This is a genomic window from Paenibacillus sp. TSA_86.1 (genome assembly GCF_052691815.1).
This window is the reverse complement of record NZ_JBQZGE010000001.1, coordinates 353,084-369,462: the sequence shown is the minus strand read 5'-3', so window position 1 is coordinate 369,462 and position 16,379 is coordinate 353,084. Positions and strand designations below refer to the sequence as shown.

The window sequence follows — 16,379 nt, the reverse complement described above, 5'->3', positions numbered from 1 at the left end:
GCTTGCCGGATCACACTTCCAAAAGAGAGCAAAAGGGAGCCTGTTTCCCCAGACTCCCCCTCCTTCGTCACGACATGATTTATATAACTATTATATCATAAAAGATCAAATTGGAACAAAATACTTAGCAAAAAGAAGATAAATTCAAAAAAAGTGAATTTATCTTCGGAAATCTGCCCTAAATCGCCTAAAGAAGCGGAGAAAGCATCCGAGAAAGTATTTCTCCCCCTTTTTGCAGGCGTGAGCGATGTTGAAATGCTTGTGGTTCAATCTCGCTACACTCTTCCAAATCACGTTCAAAATCATGCAGCAAACGATGAATAGCCGAGCTTTCAAATAATACGGCCGTTAATTCAAAATTATAAAAGAAACTCCGCATGTCCATATTGGCTGTACCTACCGTTGCCAGCAGATCATCTACAATCATTACTTTCGCATGAACAAAACCTTTACGGTATTGATAAAATTTCACACCCGCACGCAGCAACTCTTCAACATAAGAAAGGGATGCCAGATGCACTAGCCGTGAATCGGACTGATACGGAATAACAATTCGCACATCCACCCCGCTGACCGCAGCGGTCTTGAGAGCCTCGTAAAGAGCTGGATCAGGAATAAAATACGGCGTTGTAATATATATCCGTTCACAAGCTACTGAAATCGCGCCAAAACACATCTCCTGGATCGCATCCCAATCCTGATCAGGCCCACTCCCCAAAATCTGAATCCGTTCTCCGCCGCTGCAAATATGAGGCGGAAACAATTCTTCGAGCTGCGGCTCCATAATCCGATTTCCCGAGGCCAGCTTCCAGTCATTAAGAAATGTGCTTTGCAGGAAATAGACAGCATCTCCTTCAATCTGCACATGCGTATCCCTCCAAAATCCAACCTCCGCATATTGGCCAAGATAATCATCTCCCACGTTAATACCACCAACAAAACCAACCTTGCCATCCACAACTACAATTTTTCGGTGGTTGCGATAATTGACCCTGCGATCAATCGTAGCAATGAGCGGCGGCAGAAAAAAATGAAACTCAACACCCGCATCCTGAAGCTTGCGGATAAAACTCCAGCTCAGTTTATGACTGCCAAGCCCATCGCAGATGAACCTGACTTTTACTCCCTCCTGTGCTTTACGGATCATCACCTGCTGAAAGCGAGTACCGATCACATCATCCCTGAAAATATAAAACTCGACATGTAGATGATGCTCGGCCTTTTCCATCTCTCTTAGCATAGCCGCGAAAGCCTCTTCCCCATTCGTGAGCACCTTGCTTCGGTTGCATCCCGTTATCGGGCTCTCGGACAGATGAGATAACAAGTTGAATAAACGGTGCTGGTGCTTATATCGGTCTCCTGGCATTTGAGAAATCTCATCTACGATGTGGGCTTGTTTCCAGATGGTTTCACGCATTTCCCGGAAAATTCGCGACCCGCCCTTTCGCAGTTTTTTGCGTTTACTGTAGTCTTGTGCTACGAAATAATACACCACAAATCCAATCAGAGGCACGCAAAATAATATGAAAAGCCAAGCCACTGCTTTGGCCGGGTTACGGAACTCCAGCACAAGAATCGTAGCCGCCTGAAAAATAAAAACAATTAAAATAATGACCAGCCAAAACATGCGGCTTCCTCCTTAGGACCTTACTTTCTTAATGTTCCGTTACCTTGCTAACTAACTTTGTCCTCTTTCATGCTAAACAGCTTTGACGATATTGTTTCCAGCTAATCATAGATACCCATTGTCGACCCCATTCGTAACGAAAACGTAGATAAAACTTTACATAGGCAGACCCATCACATCACTTATAATACCTATTTCTCCACTTCTGCTTGTTAAAAAATAGCTTATGTATTGATAGGCATATGAGCTGAAATCATGAAAAAAGCATTGTCTTGTCTCATTTCCCTTCCAGACTCTTCCTCTTTTCTTCAGGAGAAGGTGGTCTTCTTACGTAAAATTAGATATAATACTCGTTAAAACTTAAGACTTAAAAGGAGAAGAGTAGTGAATGGACAGTGAGAGGTATGCGTTAAATTTGGTTTTGGTTGCATTTTTGATAGGGTTATCAGCATTTTTTGTGGCAGTGGAGTTCGCTCTGGTACGAGTTCGTATGAGCCGGATCGATCAAATGATTGCAGAAGGGAACAAACGTGCACTCGCTGTGAAACAGGCCGTCGCCAATCTGGACGGATACCTGTCTGCTTGTCAGCTAGGGATCACGATTACGTCTCTCGGACTGGGCTGGCTCGGTGAACCTACGGTAGAGAAAATTCTCCATCCGGTGTTCGAAAGCATGAGTATCCCGGATTCACTCGCTTCATTCTTGTCATTTGTCATTGCCTTTGTAGCGATCACGTATCTACACGTTGTTGTGGGTGAACTTGCACCCAAAACGATAGCGATTCGCAAAGCGGAGACTGTTGCACTGCTGACGTCCGGCCTTATCATCTGGTTTAACCGAGTAATGTATCCTTTTATCTGGCTGTTAAACGGCTCTGCGAACCAGTTGGTTAAATTGTTTGGCATCAAACCTGCTTCCGAACATGAAGATGCACACTCCGAAGAAGAGTTGCAGATTATTATCAATGAAAGCTTTGAAAGCGGGAAAATCAATCAGGCTGAATTTGGTTATGTGAGCCGAATCTTTGCTTTTGATGAGATGCTGGCCAAAGAAATCATGGTTCCCCGGACCGACATGGTCTGCCTTTATCTAAATAGAACGAACGAGGAAAATCTCGAGATCATTCGGGAAGAGCAATACACTCGCTTCCCCGTCGTTAATGAGAACAAAGACGATATTATCGGCATCATCAATACGAAACAATTTTTCCTGGAGTTGTACGGCAACGACGAGCCTGTGGACCTGTCTTCCCTGATTCAACCCGTGTCTGCCGTTCATGAGACTACTCCGGTTAAGGATCTGCTGAAAAAAATGCAGAAGGACGGCGTGCATATTGCCGTACTGGTTGATGAGTATGGAGGCACCTCCGGAATCGTAACGATCGAGGACGTACTGGAACAGATCGTTGGCGAGATTCGTGATGAGTTCGATGCAGATGAAGAAGAAGAAATCCAGATTGTGAATGAACACTATGTCATTATGGATGGCAAAGTTTCGTTGTCCAAAGTCAACGATATGTTTATGGCCTCGCTGGATGCGGATGAATGGGATACCATCGGTGGATGGCTCTACAGCCACCGTCCGGAGATGAACGAACAAGATGAGTATGAAGTTGAGAACCTGACATTTGTCCTGTTGGAAAAAGATAAAAATCGCTTCTATAAAGTTGCCATCGTTCCTAAAGAACCACTGAACATGGCAGACTACACCGATGAAGACGAGAAAGAAACAAACGTTTGATCAAATAAAGGTCTGTCCACCGTCATAAATGACGGTGAACAGACCTTTTCTTTATGCTGAGCCCGAACTCATTAGGCATCTGCTCGATCTTCGACAATACGGTTTTGGATTTTACGAAAAATAATCTTGAGGATCATGTACAGCGGAATGATAATAATCATTCCAAGAATGTTGCCAAGATCAGCTCCGACGAGCAACAAGATGACCGTGGTCAACGGATGAATATCGAGCTGTTTGCCATAGACATAAGGAGAGATGAGATTATCCTGAATTTGCTGTGCAATGACGATAATGATCAGAGACCAGAGCGCCATGGAAGGCGAGTCGATAAAAGCAACGATCACAACAGGAATGGCCGCCAGCAAAGCTCCCACATAAGGAATAAAGTTCAGAATAATAGATACCACCGTTAATAACAGCGCATAAGGCAACCCGATAAGAAGAAAACCGATAAACATGAGAATACCCAGCGCCACATTAACGATAACACGGCCCACAATATAATTGCTTAAGGCCTCATCAATTTCATGCACCGTTTCTTCTCCGTCTTTTCGATAATGTCTCGGCAACAACAGCGTCAAGTTGGTTCCAAATTTACTGCCTTCCTTGAGCATGTAATAGAGCATAATCGGGAATGTTGCCAGAATAATGACCAGATTGGATACAACCGAAAACAGACCTGAGACATAATCCGTAACCTGCGTAATCCCCTGACTTAAATACTCGGACAACCTGGTGAACAAGTCTGAATCCTCAGGCAGGTAACGGGCAAGAAAACGATTGTTTTCCAGCGCTTTAATCTGCTCCACAAGGGAAGAAATAAGCTTAGGTGCATTTTCGATAAAATTCCATAACTGTTCTCGCAGGGAAGGCCACACGAGAACGCTGAATCCTGCGATGAAGAGTCCAACAACGACATAAATAATCAGAACAGACAGTGCCCTTTTTATTTTATGCCGTTCCATGAAGTCCACGAGCGGACGCAAAAGGTAATAGAAAAACCCTGCGATCAGGAGCGGAATAATGATGATATGAATCAGCGAAGTAAGAGGGCGGAAAATAAAGTTCACCTTATCTCCCAGATACACGATCAGCAGAAGTAAAATAACTGCCGTGCATATGCGATAAAATTTGTTGTTAATCAAGAAACGTGATCCCTCCATGCGCTGTCCTGACAAGGTGACTGCGTCCATAATATGATTCTAACATTACAATACCAGTATGTACCCTGAATAGACAGCTATGCCACATACAAACAAAAAAAGAGGCAGGAATTAACCTGCCACATCTCTTTTGTTGAACACAACCCAGGATATCACCATAAAGATAACATAATATGCGGCGAGAACTGCCAAAGAGAAACCGAGAGTCATACCTGCACTTGGACCGTTCATCAAACCTATATCCGATGAAGCATTCATATATTTGCTCAGATTCATATTGTTGAAGAGTACATATTTAGCCCATTCATATCGATCCGGATTAAAGATCAGCGAAAAAATATTTTGCGTGAACATAATAAACAGGGACAAACCAATAGCAAGCGCACCCGAGCGAAATACTGAAGATACCATAAAGGCAATCGCCAGAGTAATGAACAGGTCAATATACAGATATCCCCATCTCGTTAGCGCCTCGGTCGCTATTATATTACTCTCTACAGGAGCATCATGAGAGAACAAAATATACGAGCTAAGCATGGCCATACCAATGACCAATAGTGTACTTAATATACTGAAACCCACTACCGTCAGATATTTGGAAGCCAGAATTTTGCTTCGTGACCATGGACGGATCAACAACAGTTTAATGGTTCCCCATGTAAATTCACCCGCCACCGATTCCGCTGCAATGACCACGCAGAAAATCGTATTCAGGAAAAATGCAATCTGAACTGTTGTAGCTGCTGGCTGCCAGTAATACGCCTCGCTCGCCCCCATACCTTCCCGTAATAACACGGGCATTAACAACGAAATCAGAGCAAGAATAGCTAGCATCACCCAAGTACGTACACGACGGAACACCTTCATATTTTCATTCAGTAGCAGATTGCCGAAACTACCCAATGCCGCCACCTCCAGTCATTTGCAAGAATTGATCTTCCAGCGTACGAGTCACACTACGAATACCGTAGACCTGCACACCTTCTCGAACCAGCTTGGCATTGACATCAGGAATCTGTTCCCTCGAGAGAGACATCACGATAAGCTTGCCCTGGATAACCGCCTCTCCCTCCATAAGTTGAACAGCACGTTCTGCATCATCTACTTCAAAAGCAACTTCGATTAAGGTATCTGAAGCTTGTTCATCCCGCAGATTCCGAACATCAATCAGTTTACCGTTCTGAATAATAGCCACGGTATCACACATCAATTCCATCTCGGACAATAGATGGCTTGAGACAAAGACTGTGATCCCCTCTTCATGGGTGAGAAGCCGAAGATAGTCCCTCAATTCCCTTATTCCTTGAGGATCCAAACCGTTTGTGGGCTCATCCAGAACAAGCAGCTTGGGTCTATGTAAGATAGCTTGTGCAACACCAAGACGCTGACGCATACCCAATGAATAGGTTTTAACCTTGTCGTGAATGCGGGCAGTCAGGCCTACACGCTCAATGGTCTCTGCAATACGCTCCTTGGTAACACCAGGTGACATACGGGCAAAATGTACCAGATTCTGATATCCAGTCAGGAATTTGTACATCTCCGGGTTTTCCACAATTGCCCCTACTTGGGATATCGCTTTTTCAAACTCATTCTTCACACTGTGTCCAGAGATGAAAATATCTCCTTTACTAATGGACATCAAACCTACCATCATTCGAATCGTTGTTGTCTTCCCCGCGCCATTCGGTCCTAAAAAACCAAAAACCTGCCCCGGAGAAATATCCAGGGTCAGGTCGCTGACCAATGATCGGGAGGAAATGATTTTACTGACGCCTTGAAGTCGGACAACCGGCTCCTGCTGCATTCAATCCTCTCCTTCATGGACGGGCTTATTTCATGCCCGTTTCTCATATGAGCATAGTGTATCATAATCTTTAGTATATTGTCCTGCAATCTGGGATTGCCCTTCTCGTTTTGACTCAACTACACACGCTTCACAGCATCCAAGCGGCATTTCACTCCGGTAAAATCCAGTACGAAATACGTGATTGCCTCCATTGCCCTCTTGCTTCTGGGCAGCGTCTCTAGTGACCGACACAATCATCCCACAACTGACACAGTAAAAGCGGCCCGTTTCATTCAATGGAATACCTTCCCCTCACAGGGAGCCTCTGGTCCCTGTTATTTGTCGTTAGGAGCTGAAATTTGATACATTTTGTATCCTAACTCGTAATTTACTTGACACCGGGACTATTGTCAAGCTTTTTAAACATAGAAATAGAGTTAAAACCAAAAAAAACGCTATAAATGCGACAAAAGTCTCGCATCTATAGCGCTCAATTAGGGACTAATGATACAAATCGGTTAGATCAACCTGCAAATATATGACACAATATGTAACTTTACATCTCTCACTCAGACAATGAACCCTATCACTCATCAGGATGAAGTTTCAGTGTTGTTATTCCTCTCATCTGGATAATACCATAGCAGCGTCCACTGCTTACCATCCTGCACCAGATAACAAGTCTGCACGAGATCAAACTTTCCGAAAGTTCCGGAATACGTTTGTGTAACATTTATCTTGTAAGCTTCTGAAAAAGGTTTCACTCCTTTTATGATCTCCACATCAAATTCCCGCTTCGGCGGTTCCGTCTTTAATTCAAACGTCTGCACACCAAAATGCTGCATAAATATGTGTGCTCTGTTCTGCACATAGGCACTCTTCGGGAAACGTTCTTTCATTAAAGGATGGAAAAGCTCCCAGGAGCTTCCGAAATCACCCGTTTTCTCGTATTTATAAAACTCTTCTGCCACAGCCGCAGCCTCCGCAGGCGCATCTGCACGGAACAACGCGGGCACACTCCTGACAATCAGCCACAGCAAAATCAGTACAAACAAAATGAGCCCTATCTTTTTGATCAGTGCATTACGGTTTCTTCTTCGCAGCATAATCCAGCCCCCTTGTCCTGCCTACACCATATGTATGATGGTTCGCAAGCAAGTAGAAGCTGTGGCCGAGCTACCAACGGCATTTCCTGGGAAATCAATTATTTGCTCCTCAATAAAGCTCGAATTCCTGTGTAGATTGCAATACCACAACATGCACCAATCAAGTCAACACCAACATCCCGAATCGAACTTGTACGATTGGGGCTAAACTGTTGAATATACTCATCAATGGAAGCAATCATCGCAACGATCATCAGCGCCACCACAATACATGTCCTTACACGCACTCTCTTGTAGCGTAGACTGCTATAGACTAGCACTGCCAGTACTGCATAAACAAATAGATGCGCAGTCTTGCGGAAGACGAATTCCACAAAATCATATGGTCTTTGCTTTAGCGAATACTCATGTCCACTATACGTAAAATGCACATCGGGCAGTGTGAACCCGATGTGCACCTTCTGCGTCAATTTGTGAAGCCACGGCTGAATATTCTGCTGCTGATACGATTGAGCAGACATCGACCAGATGAGCACAATCCAGATGACAACCAATAGCAGGGCAATCCACCATCCGTATGTTCTACGTGTATGTTTATCCCTTTGACTTCGGGAGCCTTCCTTCATTGCCATCTTGTTCACCACTTTCATGACTTTCATGACTAACTTATTACTCTAATGATCCAACATAGATCCCTCTGCCATTCGTGCCAATATAGACACGACCGTAGGTTTGACGATCAGCAACCATGATCTGTGGTTCATTGCCCAGGCCAATACCTTCACCCGACGGACCGATATTACTCCAGGTCACACCCATATCATCTGAACGGAAAAAACCGTTGATATTATTCACAGTCCCATATACATATACGCTCGGTACCGTCTGACCAGGCTTATTTTTGCCAAAAGAAAACAATCTGGAGCTCTGTACGCCCTGAACCTTTGTAAAGGTCGAACCCGAGTTTGCAGAAGCATACAATCCATCCGTCCCCAGACTCACCCATACACGATTCGCCAATCCAGGAGCAGCCTCTACTTTAATGATCTCCTCACTAACCGGAAGTCGGATGGCATTGGCTTTGTACCAATTAGCTCCTGCATCGGTTGAGCGATACAAATAACCTGCAGCATACATGTAAAATTTATATCCGTTGATGCGATCAGCTGCAAGTGGATGATTATAAGTGAAAACCATACTTCCACCAATAGCCTGAAAAGGGGCGCCGTTCATGTTTTGCCATGTTGTTCCCCTGTTAGTACTCCTGACTGGATTGCCCGTTTGCGGATAATAGATAATGACGTTTGGATTGGTAGCCGAGTAAGCCAGCCGTCCCAACGTAGATCCTGCTGGAAGATTCATCGGTGTTACGGAAACACCATTATTGGAGGAGACAAATAAACGGGTTGTTGTACCGTACCAGTCACTGCTTCCCAGAAAGACCATGTGATTCGGATTAGCCTCATGGTAATCGATACTGACAATTTCACGCATACCCGCGAGCGGGAGTTTGTTAAGCGGAATCTCCGTTACGTTGTCATGCCGGAATCCGATCTGGTCGGTTAAACCACTGAAAAACGATGTGCCTTGCGGTGGAGTTGAAGCTGTGAGTGCAACCACTTCTTCATGTCCATCCGTAATGGCTTCCCATGTGCTTGCCGATCCTGCCACTCCATTTGTACCATTGATGTTACTTGTCTTGTAAACACCGAACCAATCCGAAGCATACACGGAACCAGCATTGTGGGGGTCAAATTCGAGACTGGATGTTGCGGAGAAAAACATATTAGGTGTCCACCATCCCGGCTTGGAAACCAGTGTTTTATGGATTATGGTCCAGTTCCTTCCTCCGTTTACCGAACGATAAAGAGGCAGATTATCTCCACCTGTCCGAACTGCAGCCAGAATGTGATTATCGTTTCTAGGATCGATTGTAATGCCGTAATACGAGGAATAACTGGAGCTTGGAGTGATGTTGGTCCACTGCACACCATTGTACTTAAAAATCCCTTGGTTATCCGTAGTAACATATAACGTGCCGTTTTTTGCTGCAGTCATGCGGGCGGGGTACTCAGGACTCCGGCCCGTTAGTTGCCAGGTCGTCTGTCCGTTACTTCTTGGGGCTTTGCTATACACACCGATACCACGTACACCTGCATACACAACTTGCCCCTGCTTCGTCACAGGATTCAGTCCGTAGGTTACACTACGTATACCCTCTCCGGATAACCCATTAGGGACGTCTCTTACTTTGCTCCAGGTGGTCGCACCGTCACTGGATGTATACAAACCATCATAACGTGTCCCCACATGCAGATAGTTTGAATTGGTTGGATTGACGGCTATACTCTCCCCCATAGCTCGATGAATATTACCATTAGCTTCATTCCGAAGGTTCAGTCCTGTACGTCTCCAAGTAGCTCCGCGGTCCGTGGATTTCAGAATATCACTTGGTCCGACATTGCCATACTTCCCGGCAGCAATATAGACCACATTGGGATTCTGCTGGTCCAATGCAATACCATCTACCCCATACAGATTGCTATCTTCATCCCCAAAATGATCCAGCAGCGGAATCCAGTTTCCAGAAGAACTATCCAGACGATAAGCCCCTCCAACGTCGGTACGAGCATAAACCAGATCAGGTTCGGTCGGATGAATGACAACCCCTGTAACGTACCCCCCGCCACCAATAGGCACATGCTTCCAGTGATAGCTTTGAGCTGATTGAACAACACTTGTACTTGCAGGTATCATCAGCATATACATGAACAGCATAATCATTGATAATTTCAAAAGCGTGGAGATACGCATCTGGTTCACCGCCCTATCCGATCATCTTGTGTGCTCCATAATCATTTGGTGAATTCTGTCCCTCTCCGCCTGATCCACCATATAATAATAGATTCCGTCTATTTTTTTGCCTGAGCCTTTAATTTCAATGGAGTCAATATGGTCCAGCACCGGTCGATAATTGGTGAACATCTGCTTCATCTCATCAAAAGTTACATCTGTTCTGACATGTGCACTAACTTCATTTAGCAAATACTCAAACTGAAACATGTTAGATACCTGTACTGTATTTTTCAAAACCTGCTGAATAATTTCACGCTGACGATCATTCCGACCCAAATCTCCTTTTGGATCATCGTAGCGCATTCGTGAAAACCCAAGTGCTGCCTCACCATCGAGATGGATGCTTCCCTGCTCAAAGCGCCTTCCTTCGTAGTCAAAGGCAAACGGATTATTCACGTCGACGCCTCCTAGCATATCAATGACCTGCGCAAACCCTTCCATGTTAACTTTCATGTAGTAGTGTATAGGAATATCCAGCAGTTTTTCCACGGATTGCACAGACATGTTCACGCCCCCGAATGCGTAAGCATGGTTTATTTTATCCTCCGTACCATGTCCCACGATACTGGTTCGGGTATCGCGGGGAATGTTAAACATCAGCATGGACTGTTTGGCCGGATTTACACTGAGAACAATGATCGTATCTGAGCGGCCACGATCATTGCTGCGTTCATCCACGCCTAGAATCAGCGCATTGAAAGCTTCCTTATTTTCCATTTCTACAGGGAAGTCGCCCCCGCCACGCTGATCTGTAATCGAAACCGTTTTAATCGGCTCCCGGGGCTCATACATCTCTTCCGCAGCCGATTTGACATGCAGATACAGATAAACGGAATATCCCAGCAGCAGAACGACCATGAAGACCACTGCTCCAACTGTAATTTTAATCCCCAGTCTCATCATATTCGCCTCCGTCAGATGATTGCGGGTTTTCTGCTTTCAATATTGGTCAGACCTGGACGTCCCACGGCATAATATTGGAAGGAACTATCCTTGATTTGTGCCTCATCGTAAATATTCCGGCCATCAATCAGAATAGGCTGTTTCATTCGAGTGGAGAGTTCAACCAGATTCACTTCCATGAATTCCTTCCATTCGGTCAGTACACAGAGTGCATCAGCGCCTTCGGCTGCATTCATAGCATGCTCTTCCCAAGTAATAGAAGGTGAGTCTACCTCTTTTCGGAAGTTCACCGTGGCAATCGGATCATATGTACGAACACGGGCCCCTTCTTCCAGCAAACGCTGAATAATCTCTATAGCTGGAGCATCACGTACATCATCGGTATCTGGTTTAAATGCAAGCCCCCAAATGGCAATTTCTTTGCCTTTCAGTGAACCGAGCGCATCTTCCAGTTTACGAATCACATTAAAACGCTGATCTTTGTTTACTTCCACAACGGATTTCAACAGCTTGAAGTCATAGTCTACATTGCCTGCAATTTGAATCAACGCCTGAGTATCCTTAGGGAAACATGATCCTCCGTAACCAATACCAGCTTTGAGAAATGATGCACCAATTCGTCTGTCATATCCCATCCCCTCTGCAACACGGCTGACATCTGCACCTACCTTCTCGCAAATATTCGAAATTTCGTTAATAAAGGAGATTTTGGTTGCCAAAAAAGCATTGGACGCATATTTAATCATCTCTGCGGAGCGGATATCCGTGACGATAATCTGATCCGTAAGTGGCTGATGCAATTCTCTCAGTACCTGCTCTGCCCGGACGCTCGAAGTACCAATTACGATTCGGTCAGGATAGAGCGTATCCTGTACGGCTGTACCTTCACGCAGAAATTCGGGTACGGAAGCTATATCAAACGGCTGGTCTGTCAGACTGCTGATCCACTCCTGAATCCGATCATTGGTTCCGACAGGAACTGTGCTTTTTGTCATTATTATTTTGTAATTATCCATATGAGAACCAATTTCCCGCGCGACAAGCTCAATATAACTGAGATTAGCCTCGCCGTTAGGCAGTGAAGGTGTGCCCACAGCGATGATAATGATATCCGAATAACTGATCGCATCTTGAATATTCGTTGTAAATGACAATCTGCCAGCCTTCATGTTGTTGTTCATGATCTCCTTCAGCCCTGGTTCATAGATCGGCACATGGCCATCCGTGAGCAAATTTACTTTTTCCACATTGTTGTCAACACAAATAACCTGATTGCCCAGCTCTGAAAAGCATACGCCCGATACAAGTCCCACATACCCCGTGCCAATGACCGTAATATTCATTCCAAGATCTCCCCCAAGTCCTAAAGTGATGGTTACGCATGCCTTACATAAGTCTGAACGATATCTTTCCATTCCGAGCATACTCGCACGATGTCTTCTTCAATCAGTTGGGTACCGATCTGTACTTCTATGATTTCAAGTTCTGTGATCGCACGTACAGAGTGGAGCATGCTTTTATCAATGACTACGGTATCCCCCACAGCAATCTTACGGCTCAGTCCATTCAGAATCAGTTCGCCTTCCCCCGATGCGACAGTCCACACCTCATTGCGAAGTAAATGATACTGGTAACTAAGATTTCTACCTGCAGTAATGCAAATCCTTTTGGTTAGCACCTCGCCCCCGGCTTCATTTCTTGTGTGATCCAACACCCGATAACATCCCCATCTGCGCTCCTCATACATGGGACGCTGATCCTCGTTTTGCAAGATCTCTTTGATTCTTGGACTGGACTCCTTATCACTGACCAAAATACCGTCCGGGCTTACAGCTACCACAACATCCGAAAGTCCCAGGATAGCCACCGGAATGTTTAGTTCATTGACGAGGTGTATGTTTTGGCTATCTGCTGTAATCCACCCTTTGCCTACTACCGTGGTATCCATCTCTTCCGTCAGGGTATTCCATGTACCAAGATCCTTCCAGAATCCGTTATAGGGCACAGCTATAACCTGTTTCGCCTGTTCAACGACCTTGTAATCAAAACTTATTTTTTGTAATCTCCCGTATTGTTTCAGCATCTCGTCATACTGGATTGGCAGCTCCATCTCAATTAACAAATTGATCAAATAGCCGAGCTTAAAGGCAAAAACCCCGCAATTCCATAACGCATTCTGCTCCATCATGAGAGCTGCATCGGATTCGCAGGGTTTTTCTTGAAACTTGGCTACATGAATATATTCCTTCGCGGTCATGCCTGAACTTTCTTTATCCCCATCCGGGATAATATATCCATATTTCTCGGATGGATGGTTCGGTACAACTCCCATCAAAGCCATATCTGCACCTGACTTTTCCATCATCTCTGGCAAGGTGCATAACGCCTCAAAAAATTCTTTTTCCACGAACGGATCAACCGGCAGCACAGCTACCGTTTCGCTTAGGCTCACACTCTCCACGGAATATAAATAGGAAGCTGCGAGGGCGATCGCTGGAAAGGTATCCCGTCGCTCCGGCTCCACTACCAGCTGCACTTCTTCACCAAGCTGCGAAGTCAGAATCTCGACCTGCGACAGACTCGTGGCAATGAGTGCCTGTGAAGCAAGCCCACTCTCGTTCATTTGACGCCAAACACGTTGTACCATCGACTCCAAATCACCTGAAGGACTGCGAAGAACTTTAAGAAACTGCTTGGACCTGGCATCATTGGACAATGGCCAGAGACGTTTGCCAGAGCCGCCGGATAGAAGAATGCTTCTCATAACGCAGCTCCATCCGACAGCACAATAGTCCCGGAACCTTGAACAGGCTCTGATGCTGGGTTCGACGACCCAGATCTCTCAGGAATTCCAGACTTCCCGGTACCTCCCGATTTGTTCGCTTCCAATCGACCTGCCGGATTATTCTTCGTCCATGCAGCGTAATAGTTTGAGTTTTTGCCATAGGAGTTATCCAGCAGCACATTAGGCTGGTCGAGCAGACAAGCCAGAATATGCCCATGCAGGCGGGACGTTGTGACAGTTTTATATTTGCTGAACTCTTTAATCGCGGTATGTACCATCCGATCCGAATATTTGTACCACAACCAGCAAGCGAATGATCGACCTTTACCCGTTTTAAGCCAAGAATGAGTCATGCGAATGATTTTTCGGTCGACTCGGTTGTATACGGTCTCCCAATCCTTAAATACTGCTTCGGGATCACTGACAGATTCGTATTGGTTCTGGTTTTTGGTTTTCTCAATGTCCTTCCGGAAAAAGTATAACATCTCCGTATGTGGTTTCCCTGTAGCTCTTAACGGCCATAGTTGATGCGCCATATCCGGTGACAGATACACGTGTGTTTGGTGAAACTCCTTTTTGGCAATTTCATAGGATACGGTATCTCTGACAAAGAAATGTACATCTTTATGACGATTGAATACCTGCGCTGTCTTTTTCAATTCGATATCACTCTTGTAAAACATCGTCTGGGGCAGAATGACGATCCGGTGATTCGGATGCTGGGCAATCATCCGCTCCCTCAATTTCTGATGAGCAGGATACAGATCGCCAAAATTGCCTCCACCCTGAAGTACAATTGTGACCCCATCTGGTACTTTTAGTGACAATGGACAATCCAAGACGCTGTATCTGGCAAGCACATGAATGTCGTTATCCCGGAAAAAGGCTTCCGTCCCTTTCATAATAAGCAGGTCTCCGCCGTTACTATACACCGGATAATCCAGATAGTAGATATTACTTTCAGGTGGAATCACCTGCAAAATCTGACGTAAATGTCCCTTCAACTCTTCCATGGGATGAATATTGTTAGTGTCCAGCATCTCCATCTCCTCCTTGGGTCACTCTTTTTCTTTTTTTATTTAACCGTTCATACAGAAACCGCAGGTCCCGTTTGTCAAAGAACATTGTCCCAAATCTGACTTTGAACACGATTTTCATGGCGGCTACCGTAACCAACATACGTACAATGGAACCGACCAGCAACGCTATGGCAATACCATTCAATCCCCACAAGGGAGTGAACACGAAAAATAATGCTACCGTGACGGAAAGTGCGATAAGTTGTCTGACCATCACAAGTCCTGGACGTCCCAGAGCATTAAAAGCAGATGCGAGAATCCATGACCCCCCGCCAATAATGCATTCGAAAGCTAAAATGTAGAAGGCCACACTGGCCTCCAGAAATTCAGAACCAAACAGCAGGCCCATCAGATAGTTTCCGACAAACATCGTTGGGATCACAATAATCATCATGACGATCAGGGAGATACGAAATGCCCGACCTACCGTTCGGATGATTTGTTCCTGAGGCTGCCCAGTGACTTTCGGAAAAACTACATTGCTGATCGCAGTCTGCACTGCATTGTAGATTCGTGATAGTGCAAATACAACAGAATACAGACCAAAATCACGCGGTGTGAGCAGGGCCAGAATAATGATTTTATCAAACTGGGTGTACAGCGTGCCCAGCAGTTCTACCCCATACACCTTGCCGCCATACCCAAAAAGCTTCTTCGCCGTAACCTGGTCTACCTGATCCCGGAACCACCTCAGTCTCAATTCATTACGGTTGGCATAGATTGCCCACACCACAACCGAGAAGCTGGTAATAAAATAGATTGCTGCCGCGAGCTGGATATTGAGCATGCCCAGTCCCCACAACACAAAAAGCCCGCCTACATTAAAGAGGGGGATCATTAATCGGATGCCATTATAAATCGCGAATTTCTCCCGGCTTTGCGAGAGGGCCGATATGAGATTGATGACAATCAGCACGGGAACGGTTGCTATCGTGTACCACCTGGAAATTTGAATCACTTCGGGTGGGAAGCTTGAGAGCCAGAATGGAAGACCGAACCAGGCAACCACACCAATAATGACGCACACTGGGATTTGAAACAAAAAGCTTAAACGGACATATTGCGCACTCTTCTCACTCGCGCTCTGTTTGATGTTGTATATAATGGACGTAGGGAGACCAAACCCGACCAAACCGGTTAACAATGCCGGCCAGAAAAGGATGGCCGAAAATGCCCCTTTTCCTTCTACTCCAAACATACGTGATGTAAGAATGGAAGACAGCATCGTCAGTGCCATGACTAGCAGATTCGTCCCGCTTGTCTGAAAGATAGCACTCATCAAGCCGTTCCCACGTAATACTTTACTTAGTGCTACTTGAGCCATAACGAT

13 protein-coding genes are annotated in these 16,379 nt (G+C 45.3%); 1 reads left to right on the top strand and 12 read right to left on the bottom strand.

From position 1 onward, the window contains the following. Positions 1 to 187: 187 nt before the first annotated feature. Positions 188 to 1,627, bottom strand: a complete 1,440-nt coding sequence (gene cls, locus ACUTVW_RS01540; RefSeq protein ID WP_445644162.1) for a cardiolipin synthase — start codon at positions 1,625 to 1,627, stop codon at positions 188 to 190. Positions 1,628 to 2,015: 388 nt separating this feature from the next. On the opposite strand from cls, the gene ACUTVW_RS01535 reads away from it, so the two are divergent. Next, positions 2,016 to 3,368, top strand: a complete 1,353-nt coding sequence (locus ACUTVW_RS01535) for a hemolysin family protein (RefSeq protein WP_445644161.1) — start codon at positions 2,016 to 2,018, stop codon at positions 3,366 to 3,368. 71 nt (positions 3,369 to 3,439) lie between these two features. On the opposite strand, the gene ACUTVW_RS01530 is transcribed toward ACUTVW_RS01535, so the two are convergent. The 11 genes from ACUTVW_RS01530 to ACUTVW_RS01480 all read right to left on the bottom strand — a co-directional run bounded on the left by ACUTVW_RS01530 (position 3,440) and on the right by ACUTVW_RS01480 (position 16,373). Further along, positions 3,440 to 4,513, bottom strand: a complete 1,074-nt coding sequence (locus tag ACUTVW_RS01530) for an AI-2E family transporter (protein ID WP_445644160.1) — start codon at positions 4,511 to 4,513, stop codon at positions 3,440 to 3,442. Positions 4,514 to 4,642: 129 nt separating this feature from the next. Further along, positions 4,643 to 5,434, bottom strand: a complete 792-nt coding sequence (locus ACUTVW_RS01525) for an ABC transporter permease (protein ID WP_445644159.1) — start codon at positions 5,432 to 5,434, stop codon at positions 4,643 to 4,645. After that, positions 5,427 to 6,338: an ABC transporter ATP-binding protein gene (locus ACUTVW_RS01520; RefSeq protein WP_445644158.1), complete on the bottom strand. Its 912-nt coding sequence runs from the start codon at positions 6,336 to 6,338 to the stop codon at positions 5,427 to 5,429. Before ACUTVW_RS01520 ends, ACUTVW_RS01525 begins: the two co-directional genes overlap by 8 nt. A gap of 575 nt (positions 6,339 to 6,913) precedes the next feature. Then, entirely contained in the window at positions 6,914 to 7,426 is a 513-nt protein-coding gene (locus ACUTVW_RS01515; RefSeq protein WP_445644157.1) for a hypothetical protein, read from the bottom strand. Positions 7,427 to 7,524: 98 nt separating this feature from the next. After that, entirely contained in the window at positions 7,525 to 8,085 is a 561-nt protein-coding gene (locus ACUTVW_RS01510) for a VanZ family protein (RefSeq protein WP_445644156.1), read from the bottom strand. Between the two features lie 10 nt (positions 8,086 to 8,095). After that, positions 8,096 to 10,240 (bottom strand): hypothetical protein, encoded by a 2,145-nt coding sequence (locus ACUTVW_RS01505; protein ID WP_445644155.1) that lies wholly within the window; start codon positions 10,238 to 10,240, stop codon positions 8,096 to 8,098. A 21-nt stretch (positions 10,241 to 10,261) separates the two neighbouring features. After that, positions 10,262 to 11,185 carry an LCP family glycopolymer transferase gene (locus tag ACUTVW_RS01500; protein ID WP_445644154.1) on the bottom strand — a complete coding sequence of 308 codons (924 nt, stop codon included), beginning with the start codon at positions 11,183 to 11,185 and terminating at the stop codon, positions 10,262 to 10,264. An 11-nt stretch (positions 11,186 to 11,196) separates the two neighbouring features. Beyond that, on the bottom strand, positions 11,197 to 12,528 hold the full coding sequence (locus ACUTVW_RS01495; protein ID WP_445644153.1) for a UDP-glucose dehydrogenase family protein: 1,332 nt from the start codon (positions 12,526 to 12,528) through the stop codon (positions 11,197 to 11,199). A 32-nt stretch (positions 12,529 to 12,560) separates the two neighbouring features. After that, complete coding sequence (locus tag ACUTVW_RS01490) at positions 12,561 to 13,949, bottom strand: sugar phosphate nucleotidyltransferase (RefSeq protein WP_445644152.1); 1,389 nt, start codon at positions 13,947 to 13,949, stop codon at positions 12,561 to 12,563. Further along, positions 13,946 to 15,010, bottom strand: a complete 1,065-nt coding sequence (locus tag ACUTVW_RS01485) for a polysaccharide pyruvyl transferase family protein (protein WP_445644151.1) — start codon at positions 15,008 to 15,010, stop codon at positions 13,946 to 13,948. Before ACUTVW_RS01485 ends, ACUTVW_RS01490 begins: the two co-directional genes overlap by 4 nt. Next, entirely contained in the window at positions 14,997 to 16,373 is a 1,377-nt protein-coding gene (locus ACUTVW_RS01480) for a lipopolysaccharide biosynthesis protein (RefSeq protein WP_445644150.1), read from the bottom strand. The genes ACUTVW_RS01485 and ACUTVW_RS01480 overlap by 14 nt, the downstream gene beginning before the upstream one ends. Between the last annotated feature and the right edge of the window lie 6 nt (positions 16,374 to 16,379).

Coding starts and splice junctions, on each gene's coding strand:
- cls (WP_445644162.1), bottom strand. CDS start 1,627: ATGTTTTGGCTGGTCATTATTTTAATTGTTTTTATTTTTCAGGCGGCT.
- ACUTVW_RS01535 (WP_445644161.1), top strand. CDS start 2,016: ATGGACAGTGAGAGGTATGCGTTAAATTTGGTTTTGGTTGCATTTTTG.
- ACUTVW_RS01520 (WP_445644158.1), bottom strand. CDS start 6,338: ATGCAGCAGGAGCCGGTTGTCCGACTTCAAGGCGTCAGTAAAATCATT.
- ACUTVW_RS01515 (WP_445644157.1), bottom strand. CDS start 7,426: ATGCTGCGAAGAAGAAACCGTAATGCACTGATCAAAAAGATAGGGCTC.
- ACUTVW_RS01510 (WP_445644156.1), bottom strand. CDS start 8,085: ATGAAAGTCATGAAAGTGGTGAACAAGATGGCAATGAAGGAAGGCTCC.
- ACUTVW_RS01505 (WP_445644155.1), bottom strand. CDS start 10,240: ATGCGTATCTCCACGCTTTTGAAATTATCAATGATTATGCTGTTCATG.
- ACUTVW_RS01500 (WP_445644154.1), bottom strand. CDS start 11,185: ATGATGAGACTGGGGATTAAAATTACAGTTGGAGCAGTGGTCTTCATG.
- ACUTVW_RS01495 (WP_445644153.1), bottom strand. CDS start 12,528: ATGAATATTACGGTCATTGGCACGGGGTATGTGGGACTTGTATCGGGC.
- ACUTVW_RS01490 (WP_445644152.1), bottom strand. CDS start 13,949: ATGAGAAGCATTCTTCTATCCGGCGGCTCTGGCAAACGTCTCTGGCCA.
- ACUTVW_RS01485 (WP_445644151.1), bottom strand. CDS start 15,010: ATGCTGGACACTAACAATATTCATCCCATGGAAGAGTTGAAGGGACAT.
- ACUTVW_RS01480 (WP_445644150.1), bottom strand. CDS start 16,373: ATGGCTCAAGTAGCACTAAGTAAAGTATTACGTGGGAACGGCTTGATG.